Source organism: Achromobacter sp. 46006 (assembly GCF_059761975.1).
Genome location: NZ_JCBANN010000009.1, coordinates 102127 through 124185 on the forward strand (window position 1 = coordinate 102127; position 22059 = coordinate 124185).

General features: G+C 63.1%; 34 protein-coding genes. 7 read left to right on the plus strand and 27 right to left on the minus strand.

Annotated elements, in window-relative coordinates; genetic code table 11:
* Window position 1: 1 nt before the first annotated feature.
* From secY to AC6LKG_RS07745, 12 genes are all read right to left on the minus strand, one after another.
* Window positions 2-1327 (minus strand): preprotein translocase subunit SecY, encoded by a 1326-nt coding sequence (gene secY / locus AC6LKG_RS07690; RefSeq protein ID WP_498163774.1) that lies wholly within the window; start codon window positions 1325-1327, stop codon window positions 2-4.
* Window positions 1328-1341: 14 nt separating this feature from the next.
* The gene (gene rplO, locus AC6LKG_RS07695) at window positions 1342-1782 is read right to left on the minus strand and encodes a 50S ribosomal protein L15 (RefSeq protein WP_020925824.1); all 441 of its coding nucleotides are present in this window, start codon (window positions 1780-1782) and stop codon (window positions 1342-1344) included.
* Window positions 1783-1791: 9 nt separating this feature from the next.
* Window positions 1792-1977 carry a 50S ribosomal protein L30 gene (gene rpmD, locus AC6LKG_RS07700; RefSeq protein ID WP_175133197.1) on the minus strand — a complete coding sequence of 62 codons (186 nt, stop codon included), beginning with the start codon at window positions 1975-1977 and terminating at the stop codon, window positions 1792-1794.
* A gap of 3 nt (window positions 1978-1980) precedes the next feature.
* Entirely contained in the window at window positions 1981-2502 is a 522-nt protein-coding gene (gene rpsE / locus AC6LKG_RS07705; protein ID WP_006389628.1) for a 30S ribosomal protein S5, read from the minus strand.
* A 15-nt stretch (window positions 2503-2517) separates the two neighbouring features.
* A complete protein-coding gene (gene rplR / locus AC6LKG_RS07710) occupies window positions 2518-2883 on the minus strand; it encodes a 50S ribosomal protein L18 (RefSeq protein ID WP_175133198.1) in 366 nt (121 codons plus the stop codon).
* A 21-nt stretch (window positions 2884-2904) separates the two neighbouring features.
* Window positions 2905-3438 (minus strand): 50S ribosomal protein L6, encoded by a 534-nt coding sequence (gene rplF, locus AC6LKG_RS07715; protein WP_049077235.1) that lies wholly within the window; start codon window positions 3436-3438, stop codon window positions 2905-2907.
* A 12-nt stretch (window positions 3439-3450) separates the two neighbouring features.
* On the minus strand, window positions 3451-3846 hold the full coding sequence (gene rpsH, locus AC6LKG_RS07720; RefSeq protein WP_175133200.1) for a 30S ribosomal protein S8: 396 nt from the start codon (window positions 3844-3846) through the stop codon (window positions 3451-3453).
* 10 nt (window positions 3847-3856) lie between these two features.
* A complete protein-coding gene (gene rpsN / locus AC6LKG_RS07725; RefSeq protein ID WP_006227037.1) occupies window positions 3857-4162 on the minus strand; it encodes a 30S ribosomal protein S14 in 306 nt (101 codons plus the stop codon).
* A 12-nt stretch (window positions 4163-4174) separates the two neighbouring features.
* Window positions 4175-4714 (minus strand): 50S ribosomal protein L5, encoded by a 540-nt coding sequence (gene rplE / locus AC6LKG_RS07730; RefSeq protein ID WP_006389624.1) that lies wholly within the window; start codon window positions 4712-4714, stop codon window positions 4175-4177.
* Window positions 4715-4726: 12 nt separating this feature from the next.
* A complete protein-coding gene (rplX, locus tag AC6LKG_RS07735) occupies window positions 4727-5047 on the minus strand; it encodes a 50S ribosomal protein L24 (protein ID WP_498163775.1) in 321 nt (106 codons plus the stop codon).
* 11 nt (window positions 5048-5058) lie between these two features.
* Window positions 5059-5427 carry a 50S ribosomal protein L14 gene (gene rplN / locus AC6LKG_RS07740; protein ID WP_006216531.1) on the minus strand — a complete coding sequence of 123 codons (369 nt, stop codon included), beginning with the start codon at window positions 5425-5427 and terminating at the stop codon, window positions 5059-5061.
* Between the two features lie 351 nt (window positions 5428-5778).
* A complete protein-coding gene (locus AC6LKG_RS07745; protein ID WP_498163776.1) occupies window positions 5779-6543 on the minus strand; it encodes an aspartyl/asparaginyl beta-hydroxylase domain-containing protein in 765 nt (254 codons plus the stop codon).
* 187 nt (window positions 6544-6730) lie between these two features.
* Here AC6LKG_RS07745 and AC6LKG_RS07750 point away from each other — a divergent pair, with 187 nt between their 5' ends.
* The gene (locus AC6LKG_RS07750) at window positions 6731-8158 is read left to right on the plus strand and encodes an NAD-dependent succinate-semialdehyde dehydrogenase (protein WP_498163777.1); all 1428 of its coding nucleotides are present in this window, start codon (window positions 6731-6733) and stop codon (window positions 8156-8158) included.
* Between the two features lie 67 nt (window positions 8159-8225).
* Here AC6LKG_RS07750 and AC6LKG_RS07755 read toward each other — a convergent pair whose 3' ends face one another.
* On the minus strand, window positions 8226-9185 hold the full coding sequence (locus AC6LKG_RS07755) for a helix-turn-helix domain-containing protein (RefSeq protein WP_498163778.1): 960 nt from the start codon (window positions 9183-9185) through the stop codon (window positions 8226-8228).
* Between the two features lie 166 nt (window positions 9186-9351).
* On the opposite strand from AC6LKG_RS07755, the gene AC6LKG_RS07760 reads away from it, so the two are divergent.
* Genes AC6LKG_RS07760 through AC6LKG_RS07785 form a run of 6 tightly spaced genes read left to right on the plus strand, consistent with a single transcriptional unit; the run spans window position 9352 to window position 15051 of the window.
* Window positions 9352-10248, plus strand: a complete 897-nt coding sequence (locus tag AC6LKG_RS07760) for an alpha/beta fold hydrolase (protein WP_498163779.1) — start codon at window positions 9352-9354, stop codon at window positions 10246-10248.
* Between the two features lie 16 nt (window positions 10249-10264).
* Complete coding sequence (locus AC6LKG_RS07765) at window positions 10265-11437, plus strand: substrate-binding domain-containing protein (RefSeq protein ID WP_498163780.1); 1173 nt, start codon at window positions 10265-10267, stop codon at window positions 11435-11437.
* Window positions 11438-11449: 12 nt separating this feature from the next.
* Window positions 11450-12220, plus strand: a complete 771-nt coding sequence (locus AC6LKG_RS07770) for an ABC transporter ATP-binding protein (protein ID WP_498163781.1) — start codon at window positions 11450-11452, stop codon at window positions 12218-12220.
* Window positions 12217-12969 carry an ABC transporter ATP-binding protein gene (locus AC6LKG_RS07775; protein ID WP_498163782.1) on the plus strand — a complete coding sequence of 251 codons (753 nt, stop codon included), beginning with the start codon at window positions 12217-12219 and terminating at the stop codon, window positions 12967-12969. The genes AC6LKG_RS07770 and AC6LKG_RS07775 overlap by 4 nt, the downstream gene beginning before the upstream one ends.
* On the plus strand, window positions 12966-13976 hold the full coding sequence (locus tag AC6LKG_RS07780) for a branched-chain amino acid ABC transporter permease (RefSeq protein WP_498163783.1): 1011 nt from the start codon (window positions 12966-12968) through the stop codon (window positions 13974-13976). Before AC6LKG_RS07775 ends, AC6LKG_RS07780 begins: the two co-directional genes overlap by 4 nt.
* Before the next feature lie 10 nt (window positions 13977-13986).
* Window positions 13987-15051, plus strand: coding sequence for a branched-chain amino acid ABC transporter permease (locus tag AC6LKG_RS07785; RefSeq protein WP_498163784.1), 1065 nt, complete (start codon window positions 13987-13989; stop codon window positions 15049-15051).
* 49 nt (window positions 15052-15100) lie between these two features.
* On the opposite strand, the gene AC6LKG_RS07790 is transcribed toward AC6LKG_RS07785, so the two are convergent.
* From AC6LKG_RS07790 to AC6LKG_RS07855, 14 genes are all read right to left on the minus strand, one after another.
* Window positions 15101-15634, minus strand: coding sequence for a hypothetical protein (locus tag AC6LKG_RS07790; RefSeq protein ID WP_498163785.1), 534 nt, complete (start codon window positions 15632-15634; stop codon window positions 15101-15103).
* 169 nt (window positions 15635-15803) lie between these two features.
* Window positions 15804-16325: a hypothetical protein gene (locus AC6LKG_RS07795; protein WP_498163786.1), complete on the minus strand. Its 522-nt coding sequence runs from the start codon at window positions 16323-16325 to the stop codon at window positions 15804-15806.
* 127 nt (window positions 16326-16452) lie between these two features.
* A complete protein-coding gene (gene rpsQ / locus AC6LKG_RS07800; RefSeq protein WP_175133211.1) occupies window positions 16453-16734 on the minus strand; it encodes a 30S ribosomal protein S17 in 282 nt (93 codons plus the stop codon).
* A 2-nt stretch (window positions 16735-16736) separates the two neighbouring features.
* Window positions 16737-16928 carry a 50S ribosomal protein L29 gene (gene rpmC / locus AC6LKG_RS07805; RefSeq protein ID WP_003806912.1) on the minus strand — a complete coding sequence of 64 codons (192 nt, stop codon included), beginning with the start codon at window positions 16926-16928 and terminating at the stop codon, window positions 16737-16739.
* Between the two features lie 13 nt (window positions 16929-16941).
* Window positions 16942-17358 carry a 50S ribosomal protein L16 gene (gene rplP, locus AC6LKG_RS07810; RefSeq protein WP_006389610.1) on the minus strand — a complete coding sequence of 139 codons (417 nt, stop codon included), beginning with the start codon at window positions 17356-17358 and terminating at the stop codon, window positions 16942-16944.
* A 2-nt stretch (window positions 17359-17360) separates the two neighbouring features.
* Window positions 17361-18152, minus strand: a complete 792-nt coding sequence (gene rpsC, locus AC6LKG_RS07815) for a 30S ribosomal protein S3 (RefSeq protein WP_006389609.1) — start codon at window positions 18150-18152, stop codon at window positions 17361-17363.
* Between the two features lie 9 nt (window positions 18153-18161).
* Window positions 18162-18491: a 50S ribosomal protein L22 gene (gene rplV / locus AC6LKG_RS07820; protein ID WP_006389608.1), complete on the minus strand. Its 330-nt coding sequence runs from the start codon at window positions 18489-18491 to the stop codon at window positions 18162-18164.
* Between the two features lie 3 nt (window positions 18492-18494).
* The gene (rpsS, locus tag AC6LKG_RS07825; RefSeq protein WP_006216555.1) at window positions 18495-18770 is read right to left on the minus strand and encodes a 30S ribosomal protein S19; all 276 of its coding nucleotides are present in this window, start codon (window positions 18768-18770) and stop codon (window positions 18495-18497) included.
* A 12-nt stretch (window positions 18771-18782) separates the two neighbouring features.
* Window positions 18783-19610 (minus strand): 50S ribosomal protein L2, encoded by an 828-nt coding sequence (gene rplB, locus AC6LKG_RS07830; protein ID WP_006389607.1) that lies wholly within the window; start codon window positions 19608-19610, stop codon window positions 18783-18785.
* Window positions 19611-19907 carry a 50S ribosomal protein L23 gene (rplW, locus tag AC6LKG_RS07835; protein WP_006389606.1) on the minus strand — a complete coding sequence of 99 codons (297 nt, stop codon included), beginning with the start codon at window positions 19905-19907 and terminating at the stop codon, window positions 19611-19613. It abuts the gene before it with no gap.
* A complete protein-coding gene (rplD, locus tag AC6LKG_RS07840; protein ID WP_006389605.1) occupies window positions 19904-20521 on the minus strand; it encodes a 50S ribosomal protein L4 in 618 nt (205 codons plus the stop codon). Before rplD ends, rplW begins: the two co-directional genes overlap by 4 nt.
* A gap of 4 nt (window positions 20522-20525) precedes the next feature.
* Window positions 20526-21215: a 50S ribosomal protein L3 gene (gene rplC / locus AC6LKG_RS07845; RefSeq protein ID WP_006392074.1), complete on the minus strand. Its 690-nt coding sequence runs from the start codon at window positions 21213-21215 to the stop codon at window positions 20526-20528.
* Between the two features lie 331 nt (window positions 21216-21546).
* Window positions 21547-21858, minus strand: a complete 312-nt coding sequence (gene rpsJ, locus AC6LKG_RS07850) for a 30S ribosomal protein S10 (protein ID WP_003806903.1) — start codon at window positions 21856-21858, stop codon at window positions 21547-21549.
* Window positions 21859-21932: 74 nt separating this feature from the next.
* Window positions 21933-22059: EF-Tu C-terminal domain-related protein (locus AC6LKG_RS07855; RefSeq protein ID WP_458575104.1), on the minus strand; the 127-nt coding region annotated here is incomplete at its 5' end.

Genomic DNA, 22059 nt, shown 5'->3' on the forward strand with positions numbered 1-22059 from the left:
CTTACCGCATCGGCAAACCCGCGCCCTTGAAGTTGGCCTTCTTGAGCAACGAGTCGTACTGGTGAGACATCATGTAGGCCTGGACTTGCGCCATGAAATCCATCGTCACCACCACAATAATCAACAGAGACGTACCACCGAAGTAGAAGGGGACGTTCCACCGCATCACCAAGAATTCCGGCAACAGGCACACCAACGTGATGTAGATGGCACCTGCGAGCGTCAGACGCATCAGGATCTTGTCGATGTAGCGCGCCGTCTGTTCGCCCGGACGGATGCCCGGAACGAACGCACCACTCTTCTTCAGGTTGTCCGCCGTTTCGCGGCTGTTGAACACCAGAGCCGTGTAGAAAAAGCAGAAGAAAATAATCGCGACCGAATACAGCGTGATGTAGAGCGGTTGACGAGGCGACAGGGCCGCAGCCAGGTCGCTCAGCCAGCGCATGTTCTCGCTGCTGGAAAACCAGCTCGTGATCGTGGCCGGGAACAGGATGATCGACGACGCGAAGATCGGCGGAATCACCCCGGCCATGTTCAGCTTCAGCGGCAGGTGCGAGCTTTGACCACCATAGACCTTGTTGCCGACCTGACGCTTGGCGTAGTTCACCGTGATCTTGCGCTGTCCGCGTTCCACGAACACCACAAAAGCGGTAACCAGCACCACCAGGGCCACGATGAACAGTGCCGACAGCACGGACATCGAGTTGGTGCGGACCAGGTCCAACAGTGCAGCCAGCGCCGCGGGCAGACCCGCAACGATACCTGCGAAGATCAGGATGGAAATCCCGTTGCCGAGACCGCGTTCCGTGATCTGCTCACCCAGCCACATGACGAACATGGTGCCGGTGACCAGGGTCACGACGGTCGTGAAGCGAAACAGCATGCCCGGATCGATCACAAGTCCCTGCTGGGACTCAAGCGCAACCGAAATGCCCACAGCCTGCACCAGCGCCAGCACAACCGTGCCGTAGCGGGTGTATTGGGTAATCTTCCGACGACCGGCCTCGCCCTCTTTCTTGAGCGCTTCCAGCGACGGCACCACCACCGACATCAACTGCATGATGATGGATGCCGAAATGTACGGCATGATCCCCAGGGCAAAAATCGAGAAGCGCGAGAGCGCCCCGCCCGAGAACATGTTGAACAGGCCCAGGATCCCGCCCTGGTTCTGGCGGAACAGGTCCGCCAGCGCGTCCGGGTTGATACCCGGAACGGGGATGTGTGTACCCAAACGGTAAACCACCAGGGCGAGCACCAGGAACACGAGACGACGTTTGAGGTCGCCGTACCGCGTTCCGGTTTTACCCAATGCCTGCGCGTTAGCCACTCGTCACCTCGTGATCAAGCAAGCGAGCCGCCCGCGGCCTCGATGGCGGCGCGAGCGCCGGCCGTCGCGGTAATGCCCTTGAGCACGACCTTGCGCGAGAGTTCACCCGACTTGATGACCTTGGCGTAACGAACCGCCTGGCCAATCACGCCAGCCGCCTTCAGCACTTGCACGTCGATTTCGTCGACGGGCACGGCTTGCAGGTCCGACAGACGGACTTCGGCGTACAGGTGCTGACCCAGCGGGGTGAAACCGCGCTTGGGCAGGCGACGCTGCAGCGGCATTTGACCGCCTTCGAAGCCAACCTTATGGAAACCGCCCGAGCGCGACTTCTGACCCTTGTGACCACGGCCGGCGGTCTTGCCCAGACCCGAACCGATGCCACGGCCGACTCGGCGCTTGGCGTGCTTGCTGCCCTCGGCGGGCTTCAGCGTATTAAGTTGCATATCCGACATGGTGATTCCTTAGGCTTCCGAGACGGAAACGAGATAATCCACCTTACGGATCATCCCACGCACCTCGGGCGTATCGACCAGCACGCGGCTGCTGTTGATACGGCCCAAGCCCAGACCGCGAATCGTGTCACGGTGCGATTGCTTGGTACCGATCACGGAGCGCACGAGGGTCACTTTGATCTGCTTCTGAGCCATGATTTACCCCAGGATCTCTTCGACGGTCTTGCCGCGCTTGGCAGCAACATCCGCCGGGGTCAGGGAGGCGCGCAGGCCATTCAACGTGGCGCGAACCATGTTGTAGGGGTTGCTCGAGCCCAGGCTCTTGGCAACCACGTTACGCACACCCATCACTTCGAAAATAGCGCGCATCGGGCCGCCGGCGATGACGCCGGTACCTTCAGCAGCGGGCGAAATCAGCACGGTGGCGGCGCCATGCTTGCCGACCACGGTGTGGTGCAGCGTGCCGTTCTTCAGGGCAACCTTGAACATGCCGCGGCGGGCCTGTTCCATCGCCTTCTGAACCGACACCGGCACTTCACGCGCCTTGCCCTTGCCCATGCCGACGCGGCCATCGCCATCGCCAACCACGGTCAGCGCGGCAAAGCTCATGGTGCGACCACCCTTGACCACTTTGCTCACGCGGTTGACCGCGATCATCTTTTCGCGGAGGCCGTCATCGTTCTCTTTTTCCGCGGCGTTCTTGCCTTGTACTTTAGCCATTTGACAGATCCTCGCTTAGAACTTCAGGCCGGCTTCACGCGCGGCGTCGGCCAGCGCTTTCACGCGGCCATGGTAACGAAAGCCCGAGCGATCGAAAGCGACCAGTTCGATACCGGCAGCCTTGGCCTTTTCGGCCACGCGCTTGCCAACCAGCGAAGCGGCGGCCTTGTTGCCACCTTGGCCGGACTGGCCAGCCAGCTGGGCGCGCACTTCGGCTTCCACCGTCGAGGCGCTGACCAGAACGCGATCGCCTTCCGGCGAAATGATATTGGCGTAGATGTGCTGGTTCGAGCGGAAAACCGAGAGGCGATGAACGCGCAGCTCGTTGATCTTCCGGCGGGTAGGAACCGCACGACGCAAACGGGAAACTTTTTTGTCCATGATTCGTCCTTGCGTGCGCCGTTATTTCTTCTTGGTTTCTTTGATGACGACGCGTTCGTCCGAGTAACGCACACCCTTGCCCTTGTAGGGTTCGGGTTCGCGGTACGCGCGGATTTCAGCGGCCACCTGGCCGACGACTTGCTTGTTGGAGCCCTTGATGACGATTTCCGTCTGGGTGGGGCATTCGGCCTTGATACCGGCCGGCAACTTGTGCAAAACGTCGTGCGAGAAACCGAGCTGCAGCTTAACGGCGTCGCCTTGAATCGAGGCGCGGTAACCCACGCCAACCAGATTCAGCTTGCGCTCGAATCCCTTGCTCACACCGTTGACCATGTTGGCCACCAGCGCGCGCACGGTACCCGACATGGCGTTGGCGTGACGGGTTTCGTTGGCGGCGACAAACGTCAGCTTGCCGTTGTCCAACTGAACCGTGACGTCGCCAGTCAGGGCTTGGGTCAGGGAACCCAGCGGGCCCTTGACGGTGATCTGATCCTGCTTGATGTCGGCTTCGACACCCTTGGGCAGGTCGACCGGATACTTAGCGATACGTGACATTCGAATTTCTCCTTAGGCCACGTAGCACAGCACTTCGCCGCCGACGCCGTTGGCGCGAGCCTTACGGTCGGTCATGACGCCGCGCGAGGTCGACACGATAGCCACACCCAGGCCGTTCATGACCTGAGGAATGCTGGTACGGCCCTTGTAGATACGCAGACCGGGGCGCGAAACACGTTCGATGCGCTCGATGACCGGACGGCCAGCGTAGTACTTCAGGGTGATCTCGAGCTCAGGCTTGGCCTGGGTGCCCTTGATTTCGAAGCCGTCGATATAGCCTTCGTCCTTCAGCACAGCGGCAATGGCCGCCTTCAGCTTCGAGGAGGGCATGCTCACCGTAGCTTTGTCCACTTGCTGCGCATTGCGAATGCGGGTCAGCATATCGGCGATGGGATCGCTCATGCTCATATTCTTTCTCCTACCAGCTGGCCTTGGTGATGCCGGGGATTTCACCCTTCATCGCCATTTCACGCAGTTTGTGGCGCGTCAGGCCGAACTTGCGGAACACACCGCGCGGACGACCGGTGACCACGCAACGGTTACGTTGACGCGTCGGGTTGGCATTGCGCGGCAGCTGTTGCAGCTTGAGCCGAGCTTGGTAACGTTCTTCGTCGGTCTTCGACTGGTCGTCGATGATCGACTTCAACTCAGCGCGCTTGGCGGCGAACTTGTCAGCCAGCTTGGCGCGCTTGATGTCGCGATTGATGAGGGAAAGTTTAGCCACGTCATCAGCCCCTTAGTTACGGAACGGGAAGCTGAAGGCCGTCAACAGCGCCTTGGCTTCTTCGTCGGTCTTCGCGGTGGTGGTGATGCTGATGTTCAGCCCACGCAGCGCGTCGATCTTGTCGTACTCGATTTCGGGGAAAATGATCTGCTCTTTCACCCCGATGTTGTAGTTGCCACGGCCGTCGAAAGCACGACCCGAGATGCCGCGGAAGTCGCGCACGCGAGGCAGCGCAACCGCCACCAGGCGATCCAGGAATTCGTACATGCGTTGACCACGCAGCGTGACCATGCAACCGATCGGGTAGTTTTCGCGGATCTTGAAACCGGCGATAGCCTTCTTGGTCTTGGTCACGACCGGCTTTTGGCCAGCGATCTTGGTCAGGTCCGAGACGGCGTGCTCGATGACCTTCTTGTCGGCGACGGCTTCCGAGACACCCATGTTCAGGGTGATCTTGGTGATGCGCGGCACTTCCATGGCGCTCTTGTAGCCGAACTTGGCCTGCAGGTCGCCAGCGACCTTGCTCTTGTAGAAATCTTGCAAACGAGACATGTCTATCGCCCCTTACGCCTTGGCGCCGACAACGGCACCATTGGAACGGAACACGCGAACCTTGCGGCCGTCGACTTCTTGCACGCCCACGCGGTCGCCACGACCGGTGGCGGGGTTGAAGAGCGCCACATTCGAGATGTGGATCGGCATGGTCTTTTCGACGATGCCACCCGGGTTGTTGGCCATCGGGTTGGCTTTCACGTGCTTCTTGACGACGTTGACGCCTTCGACCAGAACATGGTCGGCATCGACGCGCGCCAGCACGGTACCGCGACGCTTCTTGTCGCGGCCGGTCAGGACGATGACTTCGTCGCCTTTACGAATGTTGTTCATCGTAGGGCTCCTTACAGCACTTCCGGGGCCAGCGACACGATCTTCATGAACTTCTCGGTACGCAGTTCACGCGTAACGGGTCCGAAGATGCGGGTGCCGATAGGCTCCAGCTTGGCGTTGAGCAACACGGCGGCATTGCCACCGAAACGAATCAGCGAACCGTCCTTACGGCGCACGCCCTTGGCGGTACGAACCACCACGGCATTGTAAATTTCGCCTTTCTTGACGCGTCCGCGCGGAGCCGCATCTTTGACGCTCACCTTGATGATGTCGCCGATACCGGCATAACGGCGCTTGGAGCCACCGAGCACCTTAATGCACATGACATGACGCGCACCAGTGTTATCGGCCACGTCCAGCGTGGTCTGCATTTGGATCATGATTTTTCCTGTTCCAACTTAACTGGAAATACGGTTTTCCCCAAAAAAGGGAACACTGCAATTCCTGCCAGTTTTGGTCCCGTCAGGTCAGCCGCCCTGCTTTGTTGTTGGCTGGTTCCGAGCTTTTCGCCTCAAAACCATCAACCGGTGGCAACGCAACGACCCTGGGTTGAAATCCTGCGGGTATTCCCCCAACACGCTGGCCCGGCTAGTTCCAGGCCAATCGACAATCTGGGAAAGCTGACCATTCTAGCCTGGTTATATTTTGAGCGCAAGTCCTTTCTCGCAGAGTGAGCAAATACGCCACAGCCCCTGTGGACAACTGCCTCCCGCCCGCCAGGGGGGGCGGTGTCAATCCGCCCCCGTTTTATTCCGGTAGTACTTGCGCTCCCAGGCATCGTGGTTGGCCTTGCCGCGGCGGATCTCGTCCGTGAACGGCGCGGCCATCAGCACCAAACGGTTGAGCCACCGGATCGGCGCGCGACAGGGACGCTCGAAATCGACGAACAGAACAGCGCGCAGGCCGGTGGTGTCGTTGTGCACCTGGTGAGGGTAGAGATCATCGAACACCACCGCCTCGCCTTCCTTCCAATGATAGCGCTGGCCGCCCACCTCGATCCAGCAACGGTCGGCCGGTTCCGGCACCACCAGCCCCAGGTGCAGGCGCAGCACCCCGTTGTAAGGCCCGGTGTGCAGGGGAATGCGCTTGCCCGGCTCCAGGATGGAGAAAAACGCGGTGCGCAGCCCGGGAATGTCACGCAGCGCCTGGGCGGTTGCCGGGCAACGGGCCAGATTGCGGTCCGAGCGCAGGCCGTAGCCCATGAAGACAAAAGTCTTCCACTGGTCGTCGGACGTGATCATTCCCACATCGGGGGACAGTTCGTGGAAGGACGGCAACTGTTCGCGCTCGGCCAGCAGGGCGGTCAGCTCGGCGCGGATGGCGGGCGTCTGGGCCTCCAGCCGCCGCAGCCAGGGGAACTGGCGGTTCTGGAAGATTGGATGATCCCCCACCAGCGAGGCCTGCGCGATGCGGTGGCGCAACCAATCGATGAAACGGAAGAAGATGCGGGAATAGGCACTGGGCTGGCTGGGCGGACGCGTATCGACGGGTTGCACAATGAGTATCTGTAGAGACAGCCAAAGATGCACCATTTTGTCCAGCCGGCCCCGTGCACGCAAGTGCCCGGCCATTGGCTCCTAGGCGGCGGCGGGGATTGGATCTCCCCGCCGCGCACAAGCTGGTTTAGACTGGCATGGGCGATTGCGATCGCTACCCACTTCTATTTCGCAAGGAAAGACAGGCATGTATGAACAGTTGGCGCTGTATATCGACGGCGAATTCATCGCCGGCGAGGGCAGGCGCACCCAGGACGTCATCAACCCGGCCACGCTGGAAGTGCTAGGCCAGTTGCCCCACGCCACCGAAGCGGATCTGGACCGTGCGCTGGCGGCCGCCCAGCGCGCGTTCGAATCCTGGAAGAAATCTTCTCCCATGGATCGTTCCGCCATCCTGCGCAAGGTCGCCACCCTGTCGCGCGAGCGCGCCAAGGAAATCGGCCGCAACATGACGCTGGACCAGGGCAAGCCCCTGGCCGAAGCCGTCGGCGAAGTCACCTCCTGCGCCGAACACGCCGACTGGCACGCCGAGGAATGCCGCCGCATCTACGGCCGCGTGATCCCGCCGCGCAATCCGGACGTGCGCCAGATCGTGGTGCGCGAACCGATCGGCGTCTGCGCCGCCTTCACGCCCTGGAACTTCCCGTACAACCAGGCCATCCGCAAGATCGCCGCCGCGCTCGGCGCCGGCTGCACGGTCGTGCTGAAGGGTCCGGAAGACTCGCCCAGCGCCGTCATGGCGATCGCCCGCATGTTCCACGACGCCGGCCTGCCCAAGGGCTGCCTGAACATCGTCTGGGGCGAGCCCGCCAAGATCTCCGACTACCTGATCCGTTCGCCGATCGTGCGCAAGGTCTCGTTCACCGGTTCCGTGCCGGTGGGCAAGCAGCTGGCCGCGCTGGCCGGCGCGCACATGAAGCGCGTCACCATGGAACTGGGCGGCCACTCGCCGGTGCTGGTGTTCGACGACGCCGACATTGACCGCGCCGCCACCATGCTGGCCAAGTTCAAGATCCGCAACGCCGGCCAGGTGTGTGTCTCGCCGACCCGCTTCTACGTCCAGAACGGCGCCTACGAGCAGTTCCTGGCGCGTTTCTCCGACGTGCTCAAGAACATCAAGGTCGGCGACGGCCTGGAAGCCGGCACCGACATGGGTCCGCTGGCGCACGAGCGCCGCGTGCCCGCCATGAGCGCCTTCATCGACGACGCCAAGAAGCACGGCGGCAAGGTGGTGGTCGGCGGAGGCCCGCTGGACCGCAAGGGCTTCTTCTTCGCCCCCACGGTCGTGACCGACCTGCCCGACAATTCCATGCTGATGACCGAGGAACCCTTCGGCCCGGTGGCGCCGGTGGTCCGCTTCACCGACACCGATGAAGTACTGGCGCGCGCCAACAGCCTGCCGTTCGGCCTGTCTTCCTACGTCTTCACCAACTCGCTGCAGACCGCCACCAAGGTCTCCAACGGCCTGGAAGCCGGCATGGTCAACATCAACCATTTCGGCAGCGCACTGGCCGAGACGCCGTTCGGAGGCATCAAGGACAGCGGCATCGGCAGCGAAGGCGGCCTGGAAACGTTCGACGGCTACCTGGTCACGAAGTACATCACGCACATCTGATTGCCAGTGCGTACGACAAGGCCCGCGCAAGCGGGCCTTTTTCATTGCCGGCCGGCGCGCCGCGGACCTAGCCGCGCGCGCGCCATTCGCGCGGCGACAGGCCAAAGCGGCGCTTGAACAGCCGGCTGAAATGTGAAGGATGGGCAAAGCCGGCCTGGTAGGCCAGCTCGGCGATGCTGCGGTGGCGCTGCGCGGGATTCAGCAGCAGTTCGCGGCAGCGCTCCAGGCGCTGGTCGAAAACGAAGCTCTCCACCGACAGATCGCCCGCCTGGAAAATGCGGTGCAGATAGGCCACCGACAAACCACAGCCCTGCGCCACGCGCTGCGGCGACAGCGCCGGATCGGCCAGGTGCTGGCGGATGTACGCCATGGCGCGCTGGCGATGCGCCATGGTCACGCTGCTGTCGGCTTCCGAGGCATGGCCTTGCCCCGGTTGCACCAGAAACAGCACGATCAGGTCAATCAGCCGCTCGCCCAGCTCGGCCGCCTCGGCGGGCGACCAGCCGTCCAGTCCCTTGAACAGGTGGTCCATATAGCTGGCCAGCATCGCCCCGCGCGGCGAACCATCGTCGACGCGCAGCTTGTAGAAGGGGCCGATGCGCGAATCGCGCTGCGACAAGGCGCTGCGTGGAAACGACACGCTCAGGCTGCGGTAGCCTTCGGCGCCAAGCGCCGTGGCCTGGTAGGGCAAGCTCTGGTTCATCAGATAGACGCAGCCAGGCTCGACCTGGAACGCGCGCCCTTGCTGCACCACCGCCAGCGGCCCCGCCAATGGCAGGCCGAAGGTGTAGAACTCCTGGTCCAGCCGCGAGGCATTGCCGGCGGTGCGCTCGATCTTCTGTCCCTGATAGTGCAGGTCGTTGAACTGCAGGCTGGCGCGCCGCACGTAGCGCACATGGCCGGCGAACTGGCCGGCCTGGCCATGGTGCACCTCGAACGGCCCGAAGGCATCCGACAGCGCCGCGCGCCATTGCTCGTACCGCTCGGCGCCAGCGATGGCCGAAGTGGCGAATTCCGTGTCGGGCATGGCGCGGTCTCCTGGTTCGCGGGGGTCGGCCGGGCGTTCATGACCCTGCGTCTACATATTCTTGATCCACCCTGCCGCGGGCGGTCCGGCGCATTGTGGCCACGCCTCGCGCAAGTCTATAGTCAGCGCCACAAGCATACAACCTGGACAACCCGGGAGGAGACCCATGGCCAACGCGCCCGCCCTGGCCGCTCGCCACGCGCCGGCTTCGCGCTATCTGCGCTGCGAAGGCCGCGAGCTGCATTACACCGAATGGGGCCGCCCGGACGCCCCCGCGCTCATCATGTGGCACGGCCTGGCCCGCACCGGCCGCGACTTCGACGATCTAGCGCAGGCGCTGGCCGGCGACTACCGCATCATCTGCCCCGACACGATCGGCCGTGGCCTGTCGCAATGGAGCCCGGATCCGGTGGCCGAATACCGGCTCGATTTCTACGCCCGGCTGGCGCGCGCGCTGGTCGACGGCCTGGCGCTGGACCGCGTGCGCTGGGTCGGCACCTCGATGGGCGGCGCCACCGGCATGTACGCCGCGGCCACCACGCTCAAGGACCGGATCACGCACCTGGTGGTCAACGACATCGGCCCGTCGCTGCCGCAGCCGGCCATCGATCGCATCCTGGCCTACGCCGGCAATCCGCCCGCCTTCGATACCGTCACTGAACTGGAAGCCTGGTTGCGCGCCGCCTATAAGCCGTATGGCTGGCAGAGCGATGCCCAATGGCGCCGCATGGCCGAGACCTCGATGCGACGCCTGCCCGACGGCCGCGTCACGGCGCATTACGATCCGGCCATCGTCGGCCAGTTCCACCATCACCCGACCGACTATGAGCGCTGGACCGAATACGACACCCTGCGCGTGCCATTGCTGCTGTTGCGCGGCGCCGACTCCGACCTGCTGCTGCCCGAGGTCGCCGACGCCATGACTCGGCGCGGTCCGCGCGCGCAACGTATCGACTTTCCGGACTGCGGCCACGCACCGGCGCTGAACGTCGCGCCGCAGATCGAGGCCGTCCGCCAATTTCTCGCCACGCCGGCCGCCAGCGCAGCCGCCGGCGCCATCTAGGATCAAGGAGACTCCCATGAAACGCATCCTGCTCGCCGCACTGGCCACCCTGTGCCTGAGTTCCGTCGCCGCGGCCAAGGACTTTGTCGTGGCACACGTCTACGACAAGACCGGGCCGCTCGAGGCCTATGCCAAACAGACCCAGAACGGCCTGATGCTGGGCCTGGAGTACGCCACCCAGGGCACTATGACGGTAGCCGGACGCAAGATCCGCGTCATCGAGAAAGACAACCAGGGCAAGCCCGACGTCGCCCGCGCCGAGCTTGCCTCGGCTTACGCCGACGACGATGCCGACATCGCGGTTGGGCCGACATCATCTGGCGTGGCGCTGGCCATGCTACCGATCGCCGAGGAGTACGAGAAGATCCTGCTGGTCGAACCGGCGGTCGCCGACTCGATCACCGGCGCCAAGTGGAACAAGTACATCTTCCGCACCGGCCGCAATTCCTCGCAGGACGCCATCGCCAATGCCGTGGCCTTCGACCAGCCCGGCACCTCCATCGCCATGCTGGCGCAGGACTACGCGTTCGGCCGCGACGGCGTCAAGGCCTTCAAGGGCGCGCTCAAGCAGGCCAAGATCGTGCATGAGGAATATCTGCCGGCCAACGCCACCGACTTCACCGCGGGGGCGCAGCGTCTGTTCGATGCGCTCAAGGACAAGCCCGGCCGCAAGATCATCTTCATTCTGTGGGCCGGCGCCGGCAATCCCTTCAAGATCGCCGACCTGGACCCGAAGCGCTTCGGCATCGAGATCGCCACTGGCGGCAACACCCTGGCCGCAATGACGCCGCTCAAGTCGCTGGCCGGCATGGAAGGAGCGACTTACTACTACTACGGCATCCCCAAGAATCCGGTCAACGACTGGCTGGTGGCCGAACACCAGAAGCGCTATGGCCAGCCGCCGGACTTCTTCACGGCGGGCGGCATGTCGGCCGGCATCGCCATCGTGGCGGCCTTGAACAAGACTGCCGGCAAGAGCGACACCGATACGCTGATCAAGGCGATGGAAGGCATGAGCTTCGATACGCCCAAGGGCAAGATGACTTTCCGCCCGGAGGACCACCAGGCCATGCAGTCGATGTACCACTTCCGCATCAAGGATGACGCCTCGGTGCCGTGGGCAGTGCAGGACCTGGTCAAGGAAATCACGCCCGACCAAATGGCAGTGCCGATCCAGAACAAACGCTGAGCACAGCCCCTCATGCTGGAAACCCAATCGCTCACGATCCGCTTCGGCGGCCACGTGGCCGTCAACGCGGTAAGCTGCCGCTTCTCGCCGGGCAGCCTGACGGCCATCGTCGGCCCCAATGGCGCGGGCAAGACCACTTACTTCAACCTGATCTCGGGCCAACTGCGCGCCAGTTCCGGATCGGTGCGCCTGGACGGCCGCGATCTGACCTGCCTGTCGGCGCCAGCCCGCATGCACGCCGGTCTTGGCCGCGCCTTCCAGCTGACGCAGTTGTTCCCGCGGTTGTCGGTGCGCGAGAACGTACGACTGGCGTTGCAGTCGCGCCAGCAAGGCCTGGGTTGGCGCCAGATCCGCTTCTGGCGTACCTGGGATACAGACCGCGCGCTGCTGCAACGCGCCGACGCGCTCCTCGAACGCACGCGGCTCACGGCTCGCCGCGACCAGGCTGCAGCCGATCTGCCGCATGGCGACCAGCGCAAACTTGAAATCGCCATGTTGATCGCGCTGGAGCCGCAGGTGTTCATGTTCGACGAACCCACCGCCGGCATGAGCGTGGACGACGTGCCCGTGGTGCTGGACCTGATCCGCGAAATCAAGGCCGACCGGTCCAAGACCATCCTGCTGGTGGAACACAAAATGGACGTGGTGCGCGAACTGGCGGACCGCATCGTGGTGCTGCACAACGGCGAGCTGATGGCCGACGGCGATCCGGCCGAGGTGATCGCCTCTCCGATCGTACAGCAGGCCTATCTGGGCGCCAGCCTGCCGGAGACAACGACATGAGCGCCGCAGCCCTGCTGGAACTGAAGGATGTGCACACACACATCGGCGCGTATCACATCCTGCACGGCGTGGACCTGTCCGTGCCGGCCGCGGGCGTCACCATGCTGCTGGGCCGCAACGGCGCCGGCAAGACCACCACGCTGCGCACCATCATGGGCCTTTGGAAGGCGACGCAGGGCCACATCGGCTTCGACGGCGCCGCGGTCGGCGGCCCGGGCGTGCGCACCTCGCCGCCCGACATGGCGCGCCAGGGCATCGCCTACGTGCCGGAGAACATGGGCATCTTCGCCGACCTGTCGGTGAAAGAGAACATCCTGCTGGCCGCGCGCCAGGCGCGCAGCGCCGCGCAGCTCGACACCGCGCGGCTGGAATGGATCTTCGGCTTCTTCCCGGCGCTGCGGAAATTCTGGCTTCACCCCGCCGGCAAGCTGTCGGGCGGCCAGAAGCAGATGCTGGCGGTCGCGCGCGCCATCATCGAGCCGCGCCGCCTGCTGCTGGTCGACGAACCCAGCAAGGGCCTGGCGCCCGCCATCATCCAGAACATGATCGACGCCTTCATCGAACTCAAGCAGGCCTCCACCACCATCCTGCTGGTGGAGCAGAACTTCAATTTCGCGCGCCAGGTGGGCGACCACGTCGCGGTCATGGACGACGGCCGCGTGGTACATGCGGGCGGCATGGCCGCGCTGGCGCAGGACGAGGCCTTGCAGACGCGCCTGCTGGGCCTGTCACTGGGAGCGCACCAATGAGCGCAGCCGATATCGATACACCGCTGCCGCAAACGCGAGCCGACCTGCGCCCGGCGCTGCTGGTGCTGGCATTGGCCGCCATCGCGCTGCCGCTGGTCGGCTCGCTTTCGACCTGGGTGACGCTGACCTTCGCCGGTCTGGCGATGGGCATGATCATCTTCATCGTCGCTTCCGGCATGACGCTGGTGTTCGGCCTGATGGACGTGCTGAATTTCGGCCACGGCCTGTTCATCGCCATCGGCGCCTATATGGCCGCCACGGTGCTGGGCTCGATGTCCGACTGGACGCAGTCCGGCAGCCTGTGGCTGAACCTGGCTGCGGTGCTGCCCGCCATGATCGTCGGCATGCTGGTGGCCGGCGCGGTGGGCGTGGCATTCGAGCGCGTGATCGTGCGACCGGTCTATGGCCAGCATCTGAAGCAGATCCTCATCACCATGGGCGGCATGATCATCGGCGAGGAGATCATCAAGATGCTGTGGGGGCCGCAGACGTTGTCGCTGCCCCTGCCCGAGGCGCTGCGGGGAGCGCTGCTGGTCGGCGACGCGGCCATCGAGAAGTTCCGCGTCGTCGCGCTGGTCGTGGGGCTGGCGGTGCTGGGCGGCATGCTGTGGTTGCTGAACCGTACCAAGCTGGGCCTGCTGATCCGCGCCGGCGTCGAAGACCGCGAGATGGTCGAAAGCCTGGGCTATCGCATTCGCCACCTGTTCGTCGGCGTATTCGTCGCCGGATCGATGCTCGCCGGCCTGGGCGGCGTCTTGTGGGGACTGTACCAACAATCCATCGTGCCGCAACTGGGCGCGCAAGTTAACGTGCTTATCTTCATCGTCATCATGATCGGCGGCCTGGGTTCGACCGTGGGCTGCCTGATCGGCGCGCTGCTGGTCGGACTGATGGCCAACTACACCGGCTTCCTGATGCCCAAGGCCGCACTGTTCTCGAACATCGCGCTGATGGTCGCCATCCTGCTCTGGCGCCCACAGGGTGTGTACCCGGTCACCAATCGCTAGGAATCGCCAAATGTCCTTCCGTCTGCTTTCCGGCGATCCTCCGCGCAGCACCTTGCTGGCGGTCTTGCTGCTCGTCCTGGTCGCTGCGCTGGCGACGGCGCCGTTCCTGTTCCCAGGCCCCAAGTCGCTGGCAGTGGCGGCCAAGATCCTGGTGTTCGTGGTCCTGGTCGCCAGCTATGACCTGTTGCTGGGCTATACCGGCATCGTCAGCTTCGCCCACACCATGTTCTTCGGTATCGGCGCCTATGGCGTGGCCATCGCCAGTGTGCGCATGGAGGCGGGCTGGCTTGCGGTACTGACCGGCACCGCCGCCGGCCTGGCCGTATCGCTGGCATTCGCACTGATCATCGGCCTGGCCAGCCTGCGGGTGCGCGCCATCTTCTACGCCATGATCACATTGGCCGTGGCCGCGGCCTTCCAGACCCTCGTGTCGCAACTGTCCGAACTGACCGGCGGCGAAGACGGCCTGAACTTCAAGGTGCCGCAAATGCTGCGGCCGGCTTTCCGGCCATTCTCCGAACCCATCTTCGGCATCACGGTCGACGGCCGCATCATCACGTATTACCTCATCGCGGCGGTGTGTGTCGTGCTGTTCCTGATGCTGCTGCGCATCGTCAATTCACCGTTCGGCAGAGTGCTGCAGGCCATTCGCGAAAACCCGTTCAGGGCGGAGGCGATCGGCTACCGCACGGTGCTGTACCGCAGCCTGTCCAACCTGCTGGCGGCGGCCTTCGCCACCCTGGCGGGTGCACTCTACGCACTCTGGCTGCGCTACAACGGCCCCGACACCACGCTGTCGTTCGAGATCATGCTCAACATCCTGCTGATGGTGGTCATCGGCGGCATGGGCACCATGTACGGCGCGGTGGTCGGTGCCAGCCTGTTCGTATTCGCGCAGAGCTATCTACAGGACGGGCTGCACGTGATCCACGATGCCGTCGCTGGCATGGCGCCCCTGGCACTGCTGTTCGAGCCGGACCGCTGGCTGCTCTGGCTGGGCATCCTGTTCGTGCTGTCGGTGTATTACTTCCCGAGCGGCGTAGCCGGGCGATTGCGGGAACTGAAGCAACGCTAGCCGCTCACGCGGGTGCGCCCCTCGGAGCACCCGCGGCCGTGCAGACAAGCTACTTCAAGCGGCTGCGCAGGTCATCCACACTGCGCTTGACGTCATCGACACGACGCTGCAGATCATCAATCTTGCGATCTCCGGTGCTGCCAGAGTTGCTCAGTTGCGAAACGCTACGCGACAGCTTGTCCAGTTCATTCTTCTGGTTATCGACCGCGCGCGTCAGCTTATCGATCTCTCCTTTCTGGCTGTCGCTGCTGCGGCCGCCATCGCCCTGTTTGCGCTCCAGGTTCGCGATCTTCTGAGCCTGCTCCTCCAGCTTGCGGCTCAGGGCGTCGTTCCTGCCACGCAGTTCGTCAAGCGCCTTGGACTGATCGGAGACCGTCTGCATCAACGCTTCCAGGTCGCGCACGTTCGGGCCGGTGCGTAGTCGGCCGTCGCTGCCCACCACGAACAACCGGTCATAGGTCGGCCGTTCTACCGACCAGTCCTTCAGCATGATATCCCAGGCATATGCCGTGGAAGCCATCAGCCCCGCGGCAACCAATACGGCCACCCGCGCCAACCCAAGTTTGCTTAGCGATGCACGCATATGTCAGACCCCCGATCCGGTCGATGATGAAGGGCGGATTGCTCTTCGTCGCCTTTTATATCAAGGGTGGAGCCCGAGGACGAGCTCTGCCTGCGGGCAGTTGCTTCGTTCGGCTTCAATGTCTATGTCGCCAGGTTCCTGACGACGCCCGTCGGGCGGCGCCGGGAACCTAGCGCGACGCCGGTTTCGGCGCCTCGGCGCCGCGCCGCAGATCGTCGACCCGCCGCTGCATCTGGTCGACGCTGCGTTGCGCCTGGCCGCCGGCCAGTTGCGAGCCGGAGGGCGTGGGCACAAGGGGCGCCATATTCATGGATGCTCCGTTCTTCAACGGCATCATCGCCGGCAGTCGCGGATCCGCCTGCGCCGGTTTCTGCATGAACAGGCGCTCGAGCATGCGGAGCTGGTCGCGCTGCTGCTGCAGTGCCTGTTCATTGGCCAGCAAGGCCTGTTCGTCTTCATCCTGGGTGCCGAAGATCGCGGCGTGATCGCGAGACAGGCCATCGAGCCGCACACGCGGATCTGGCCCCGCATTCAATACGTTGCGGCCGATCGCCGCAGGATCCGGAGCGGGCGTCATTACCCCGGGAGCCCCGGCGTGCCTGCCTGCCATCTCACTGGCCGGCAGCGGCGCCTGTGCCCGCGCGGGCACGGCGAACTGCCCGCCAATGCATAGCAGCACGAACAACGTCACCTTACTGGAATCGTGCATGATGTCCTTGGAATCCCGACGCGATAAAGCCGCCGGACGAAAAAAAACGGCAAGGGCCTGAACCCTTGCCGTTTTACCTCAGAACGGCGAACCGTTCTGAAATCTTCACTTAGATGATACGCGCGGCTTCGACCAGACGCACCACGCTCCACGACTTCGAGCGCGAGATGGGACGGCCTTCAGCGATTTCAACCGTATCGCCTTCGTTGTACTGGTTCGATTCATCGTGCGCCTTGTACTTCGCGGAACGCATGATGATCTTGCCGAAGATGGGGTGCTTGACGCGGCGTTCAACCAGAACGACGACAGTCTTGTCCATCTTGTTGCTGACGACCTTGCCGACCAGCGTACGCTGGCGCTTGGCCACTTGGGTGTTTTGAGTTTCGCTCATCTTTATTTCCCTGCCTTCTCGGTCAGCAAGGTACGCACGCGCGCGATGTCGCGGCGCACGTTACGCAGCTGGCTGGTGTTGGCAAGCTGCTGCGTGGCCTTCTGCATACGCAGACCGAATTGTGCCTTCAGCAGGCTTTCGAGCTCTTTGCCGAGCTCGGCGGCGTCTTTCGAACGGAGTTCGCTGGCTTTCATGTCTTAGTACTCCTTAAGCACCGATATGACGCGCGACGAACGTGGTCGAAATCGGCAGCTTGGCAGCGGCCAGGCGGAAAGCTTCACGCGCGAGCTCTTCGCTAACCCCTTCCATTTCGTAGAGCACCTTGCCGGGCTGAATCTCGGCGACCCAGTACTCCGGGTTGCCCTTACCGTTACCCATACGGACTTCGGCAGGCTTTTGCGAGATGGGCTTGTCCGGGAAAATGCGAATCCAGATGCGGCCGCCGCGCTTGATGTGACGGTTGATGGCACGACGAGCGGCTTCGATCTGGCGAGCGGTCAGACGGCCACGGCCGGTGGCCTTCAGACCGAATTCGCCGAACGACACGTGGGTGCCACGGGTCGCCAGACCGGTGTTGCGGCCCTTCTGCTCTTTGCGATACTTTCTGCGAGAGGGTTGCAGCATGGTTATTCTCCTTCAGGCGCCGGAGCAGCGTCCGCCTTGCGGGGACCACGGCCACGACCACCCGGACGACCGGTGCGAGCACCGTCCGGACGATCACCACGCGGAGCGCGGCGCGGACGACGTTCTTCTTCACGCGGGGCGGCGGTTTCCGGCGGCAGTTCGCCGTTGGCCAGCATGTCGCCCTTGTAGACCCAGACCTTGATGCCGATCACGCCGTAGGTGGTGTGGGCTTCGGAGGTGCCGTAGTCGATGTTGGCCTTGAGGGTGTGCAGCGGCACACGGCCTTCGCGATACCACTCGGTGCGAGCGATTTCGATACCGTTCAGACGGCCCGAGCTCATGATCTTGATGCCTTGGGCACCCAGACGCATGGCGTTCTGCATCGCGCGCTTCATGGCGCGGCGGAACATGATGCGCTTCTCGAGCTGTTGCGAGATCGAGTCGGCGATCAGTTGAGCATCGGTTTCCGGCTTGCGGATTTCTTCGATGTTGACGTGCACGGGCACGCCCATCAGGCGCTGCAGATCAGCCTTCAGGCTTTCGATGTCTTCGCCGCGCTTGCCGATCACCACGCCCGGACGAGCCGAGTAGACGGTGATGCGGGCATTCTTGGCGGGACGCTCGATGATCACGCGACCGACGGAGGCGCTCTTGAGCTTCTTCTTCAGGTACTCGCGGACGCGGATGTCTTCGGCCAGCATGCTGCCGAAGGCCTTGTCGTCGGCGAACCAACGCGAGGACCAATTACGGGTGACCGCGAGACGGAACCCAGTGGGGTGAATTTTCTGACCCATCGTGACTCCTTAAGCTCCGACCTTGACCGTGATGTGGCAGGTCTGCTTCTCGATACGGTTGCCGCGGCCCTTGGCGCGAGCGGAGAAGCGCTTCATCGACTGAGCCTTGTCCACGAAGATCGTGGTGACTTTCAGTTCGTCGATATCGGCGCCGTCGTTGTGCTCGGCGTTGGCGATGGCGGACTCGACAGCCTTCTTCAGGATGGCGGCGGCCTTCTTCGGCGAGAAGGTGAGGATCTCGAGCGCACGGCCGACCTTCTGGCCGCGGATCAGATCCGCCACCAGACGCGTCTTTTGAGCGGAGATGTGAACCCCACGGATAATGGCAGTAGTTTCCATCGCTTACCTCTTCGCCTTCTTGTCCGCGGCGTGGCCCTTGAACGTACGGGTCAGCGCGAACTCGCCCAGCTTGTGACCGACCATGTTCTCGTTGATGTAAACGGGAACATGCTGCTTGCCGTTGTGCACAGCGATCGTCAGACCGATGAACTCGGGCAGGATCGTCGAGCGACGCGACCAGGTCTTGATCGGCTTCTTGTCTTTGCCCGCGACGGCCGTGTCCACCTTTTTGATCAGGTGAGCATCGACAAACGGGCCTTTCTTGATCGAACGTGACATAGTGTTCGCCTCTTACTTGCGCTTGCGCCGTTGGACGATCATATTGTTCGTCCGCTTGTTGCGACGGGTCTTGTAACCCTTCGCCGGAGTGCCCCACGGGCTGACCGGTTCGCGTGCTTCACCGGTACGGCCTTCACCGCCACCGTGCGGGTGGTCGACCGGGTTCATGGCCACGCCACGAACCGTCGGGCGGACACCGCGCCAACGCATTGCACCGGCCTTGCCGATCTGGCGCAGGCTGTGTTCTTCGTTACCGACTTCACCGATGGTGGCACGGCATTCGATGTGCACACGGCGGACTTCACCCGAGCGCAGACGCACTTGAGCGTAGGTACCTTCGCGGGCCAGCAGGACGGCCGAAGCGCCGGCCGAACGGACCATCTGGGCACCCTTGCCAGGCAGCATTTCGACGCAGTGAATCGTCGTACCCACCGGGATGTTGCGGATCGGCAGCGTGTTGCCGGCGCGGATCGGGGCTTCGATGCCCGAGATCAGCGTGGCGCCCACTTCCAGGCCGCGCGGAGCGATGATGTAGCGACGCTCGCCGTCGGCGTAGCACAGCAGAGCGATGTGCGCCGTACGGTTCGGGTCGTATTCCAGACGCTCGACCTTCGCGGGGATGCCATCCTTGTCGCGACGGAAGTCGACGACACGGTAGTGTTGCTTGTGACCGCCGCCACGGTGGCGGATCGTGATGTGACCGTTGTTGTTACGGCCCGAACCACGGGTCTTCTTTTCCAGCAGCGGCGCGTAGGGCTCACCCTTGTGCAGGTTCGGGCTGACGACCTTCACCATGCCACGGCGGCCAGCCGAAGTCGGCTTAACTTTTACGAGGGCCATTTACTTCACCTCCGCAAAGTCGATTTCCTGGCCGTCCTTGAGCGAAACGTAGGCCTTGCGCTCGTCGCGACGACGGCCAACGAATCGGCCAAAGCGCTTGACTTTGCCCTTACGGTTGAGGACCTGCACGGACTCGACCTGCACCTTGAAGAGCAGTTCGACGGCAGCCTTGATTTCCGGCTTGGTAGCGTCAGCCACGACACGGAAAGCGACTTGCTGATTCTTCTCAGCGACGAACGTGGCCTTTTCGGTCACGATCGGAGCCAGAATGACTTGCATCAAGCGTTCAGCGTTCATCCCAGCATCTCCTCGAGTTGAGCGATGGCCGGCTTGGTGATCAGCACTTTCTTGTAGTGGACCAGCGACAACGGATCGGCATAACGGGGCTCGACAACGGCAACGTGCGGCAGGTTGCGGGTGGCGAGGTAAACATTTTCATCGACGTTGTCGGTGATGATCAGGACCGAGTCCAGGCCCAGGCTCTTGAGCTTTGCAGCGGCAGCCTTGGTCTTGGGCGATTCCAGATCGAACGATTCGACGACGGCGATACGGTCTTCGCGAGCCAGCTGCGACAGGATCGAACGGATCCCGGCGCGGTACATCTTCTTGTTGACCTTCTGGCTGAAGTTCTCTTCCGGCGAGTTCGGGAAAATCCGACCACCGCCACGCCACAGCGGCGACGAGGTCATACCGGCGCGAGCGCGGCCGGTACCCTTCTGGCGCCAGGGCTTCTTGGTCGAGTGCTTGACTTCCGAGCGATCCTTCTGAGCGCGGTTGCCGGCACGGGCGTTGGCTTGGAAAGCCACCACGATCTGATGAATCAGCGCTTCGTTGAAGTCACGGCCGAAGATCGTGTCGGGCGCGCTGAAAGTCGCGGCCTGACCTTGGTCGTTCAGGAGCTTGAGATCCATTTACTTACGCTCCCTTCTTGGCCGGGGCCTTGATGGCCGGACGCACGACGATATCGGCGCCAGCGTGGCCGGGGACCGCGCCCTTGACCAGCAGCAGGCCGCGCTCCACGTCAACGCGAACGACGTCGAGGTTTTGAACGGTGCGGGTGACATCACCCAGGTGACCCGCCATGCGCTTACCCGGGAAAATACGGCCCGGATCTTGAGCTTGGCCGATCGAGCCGGGAACGCGGTGCGAACGGGAGTTACCGTGCGAGGCGCGTTGCGAGCCGAAGTTGTGGCGCTTGATGGTACCGGCAAAGCCCTTACCAATGGTGGTGCCCGTGACGTCGACCTGTTGGCCGGCTTCGAACACCGATTCCACGGCGATCACGGAACCGGCCGCAAATTCAGCGGCGCGAGCGGGATCAAGGCGGAATTCTTTGAGGATGCTACCGGCTTCAACGCCGGCCTTGGCGTAGTGGCCCGTTTGTGCTTGCGGCACGCGCGAGGCGCGACGAGCGCCATAAGCCACCTGGATCGCGGCGTAGCCGTCGGTTTCCAGCGACTTAACTTGGGTCACGCGGTTGTTCGACACGTCCAGCACGGTCACCGGGATGGATTCACCTTCCTCGGTAAAAATGCGGGTCATGCCGACCTTGCGACCCACCAGCCCCAGCCGGTGAGCGGCGGGCGTGGGTGTCGAATTCGACATCGTTTTCTCCATTCCCGACTGCGATTGGTCGGGGCTAATCAGGCAAAAGGTAACGGCCTTTGCCCTACGACTATGTTCAACCTGGTTACGGCATGCACGCCCCGAAAACCCGGATACGCGCCAGCCTCGCCATAGTTAGACCTGCCACAAAATGGCAAGCTTGGTATATTAGCACGTTTTTTCCAGGCAGCACAAGCACTTAGCGTAAAAGCCCCTTTCCCGGCCAGGCGCGTGCCAAGCTGTGGCGCAAAAACAAAATGGCCGCATTCCCGAAGGATTGCGGCCATTCTTCACGAGCCCGCTGGCGAAGGTAGCGGGCTGGCGATACGCCTTACTGCAGCGCGATTTCGACGTCGACGCCGGCCGGCAGGTCCAGACGCATCAGGGCGTCAACGGTCTTGTCGGTGGGATCAACGATGTCCATCAGGCGCTGATGGGTACGGATTTCGAACTGGTCACGCGACGTCTTGTTGACGTGCGGCGAGCGCAGCACGTCGTAACGGCGGATACGCGTGGGCAGCGGCACCGGGCCGCGGACAACGGCGCCCGTGCGCTTGGCGGTGTCGACGATTTCAGCGGCCGATTGATCGATCAGCTTGTAATCGAAAGCCTTCAAGCGGATACGGATCTTTTGGTTTTTCATGGCGTTTCCTAAAGAACGAGAGGCGAGGGCTTTGATAGGCCCTCGCTGGTTGTGTGCTGCTTAAGTGATCCGGATTACTTCAGGATCTTGGCGACGACGCCGGCGCCGACGGTACGACCGCCTTCACGGATGGCGAAACGCAGGCCTTCTTCCATGGCGATCGGGGCCAGCAGCTTGACGGTCATCGTCACGTTGTCGCCC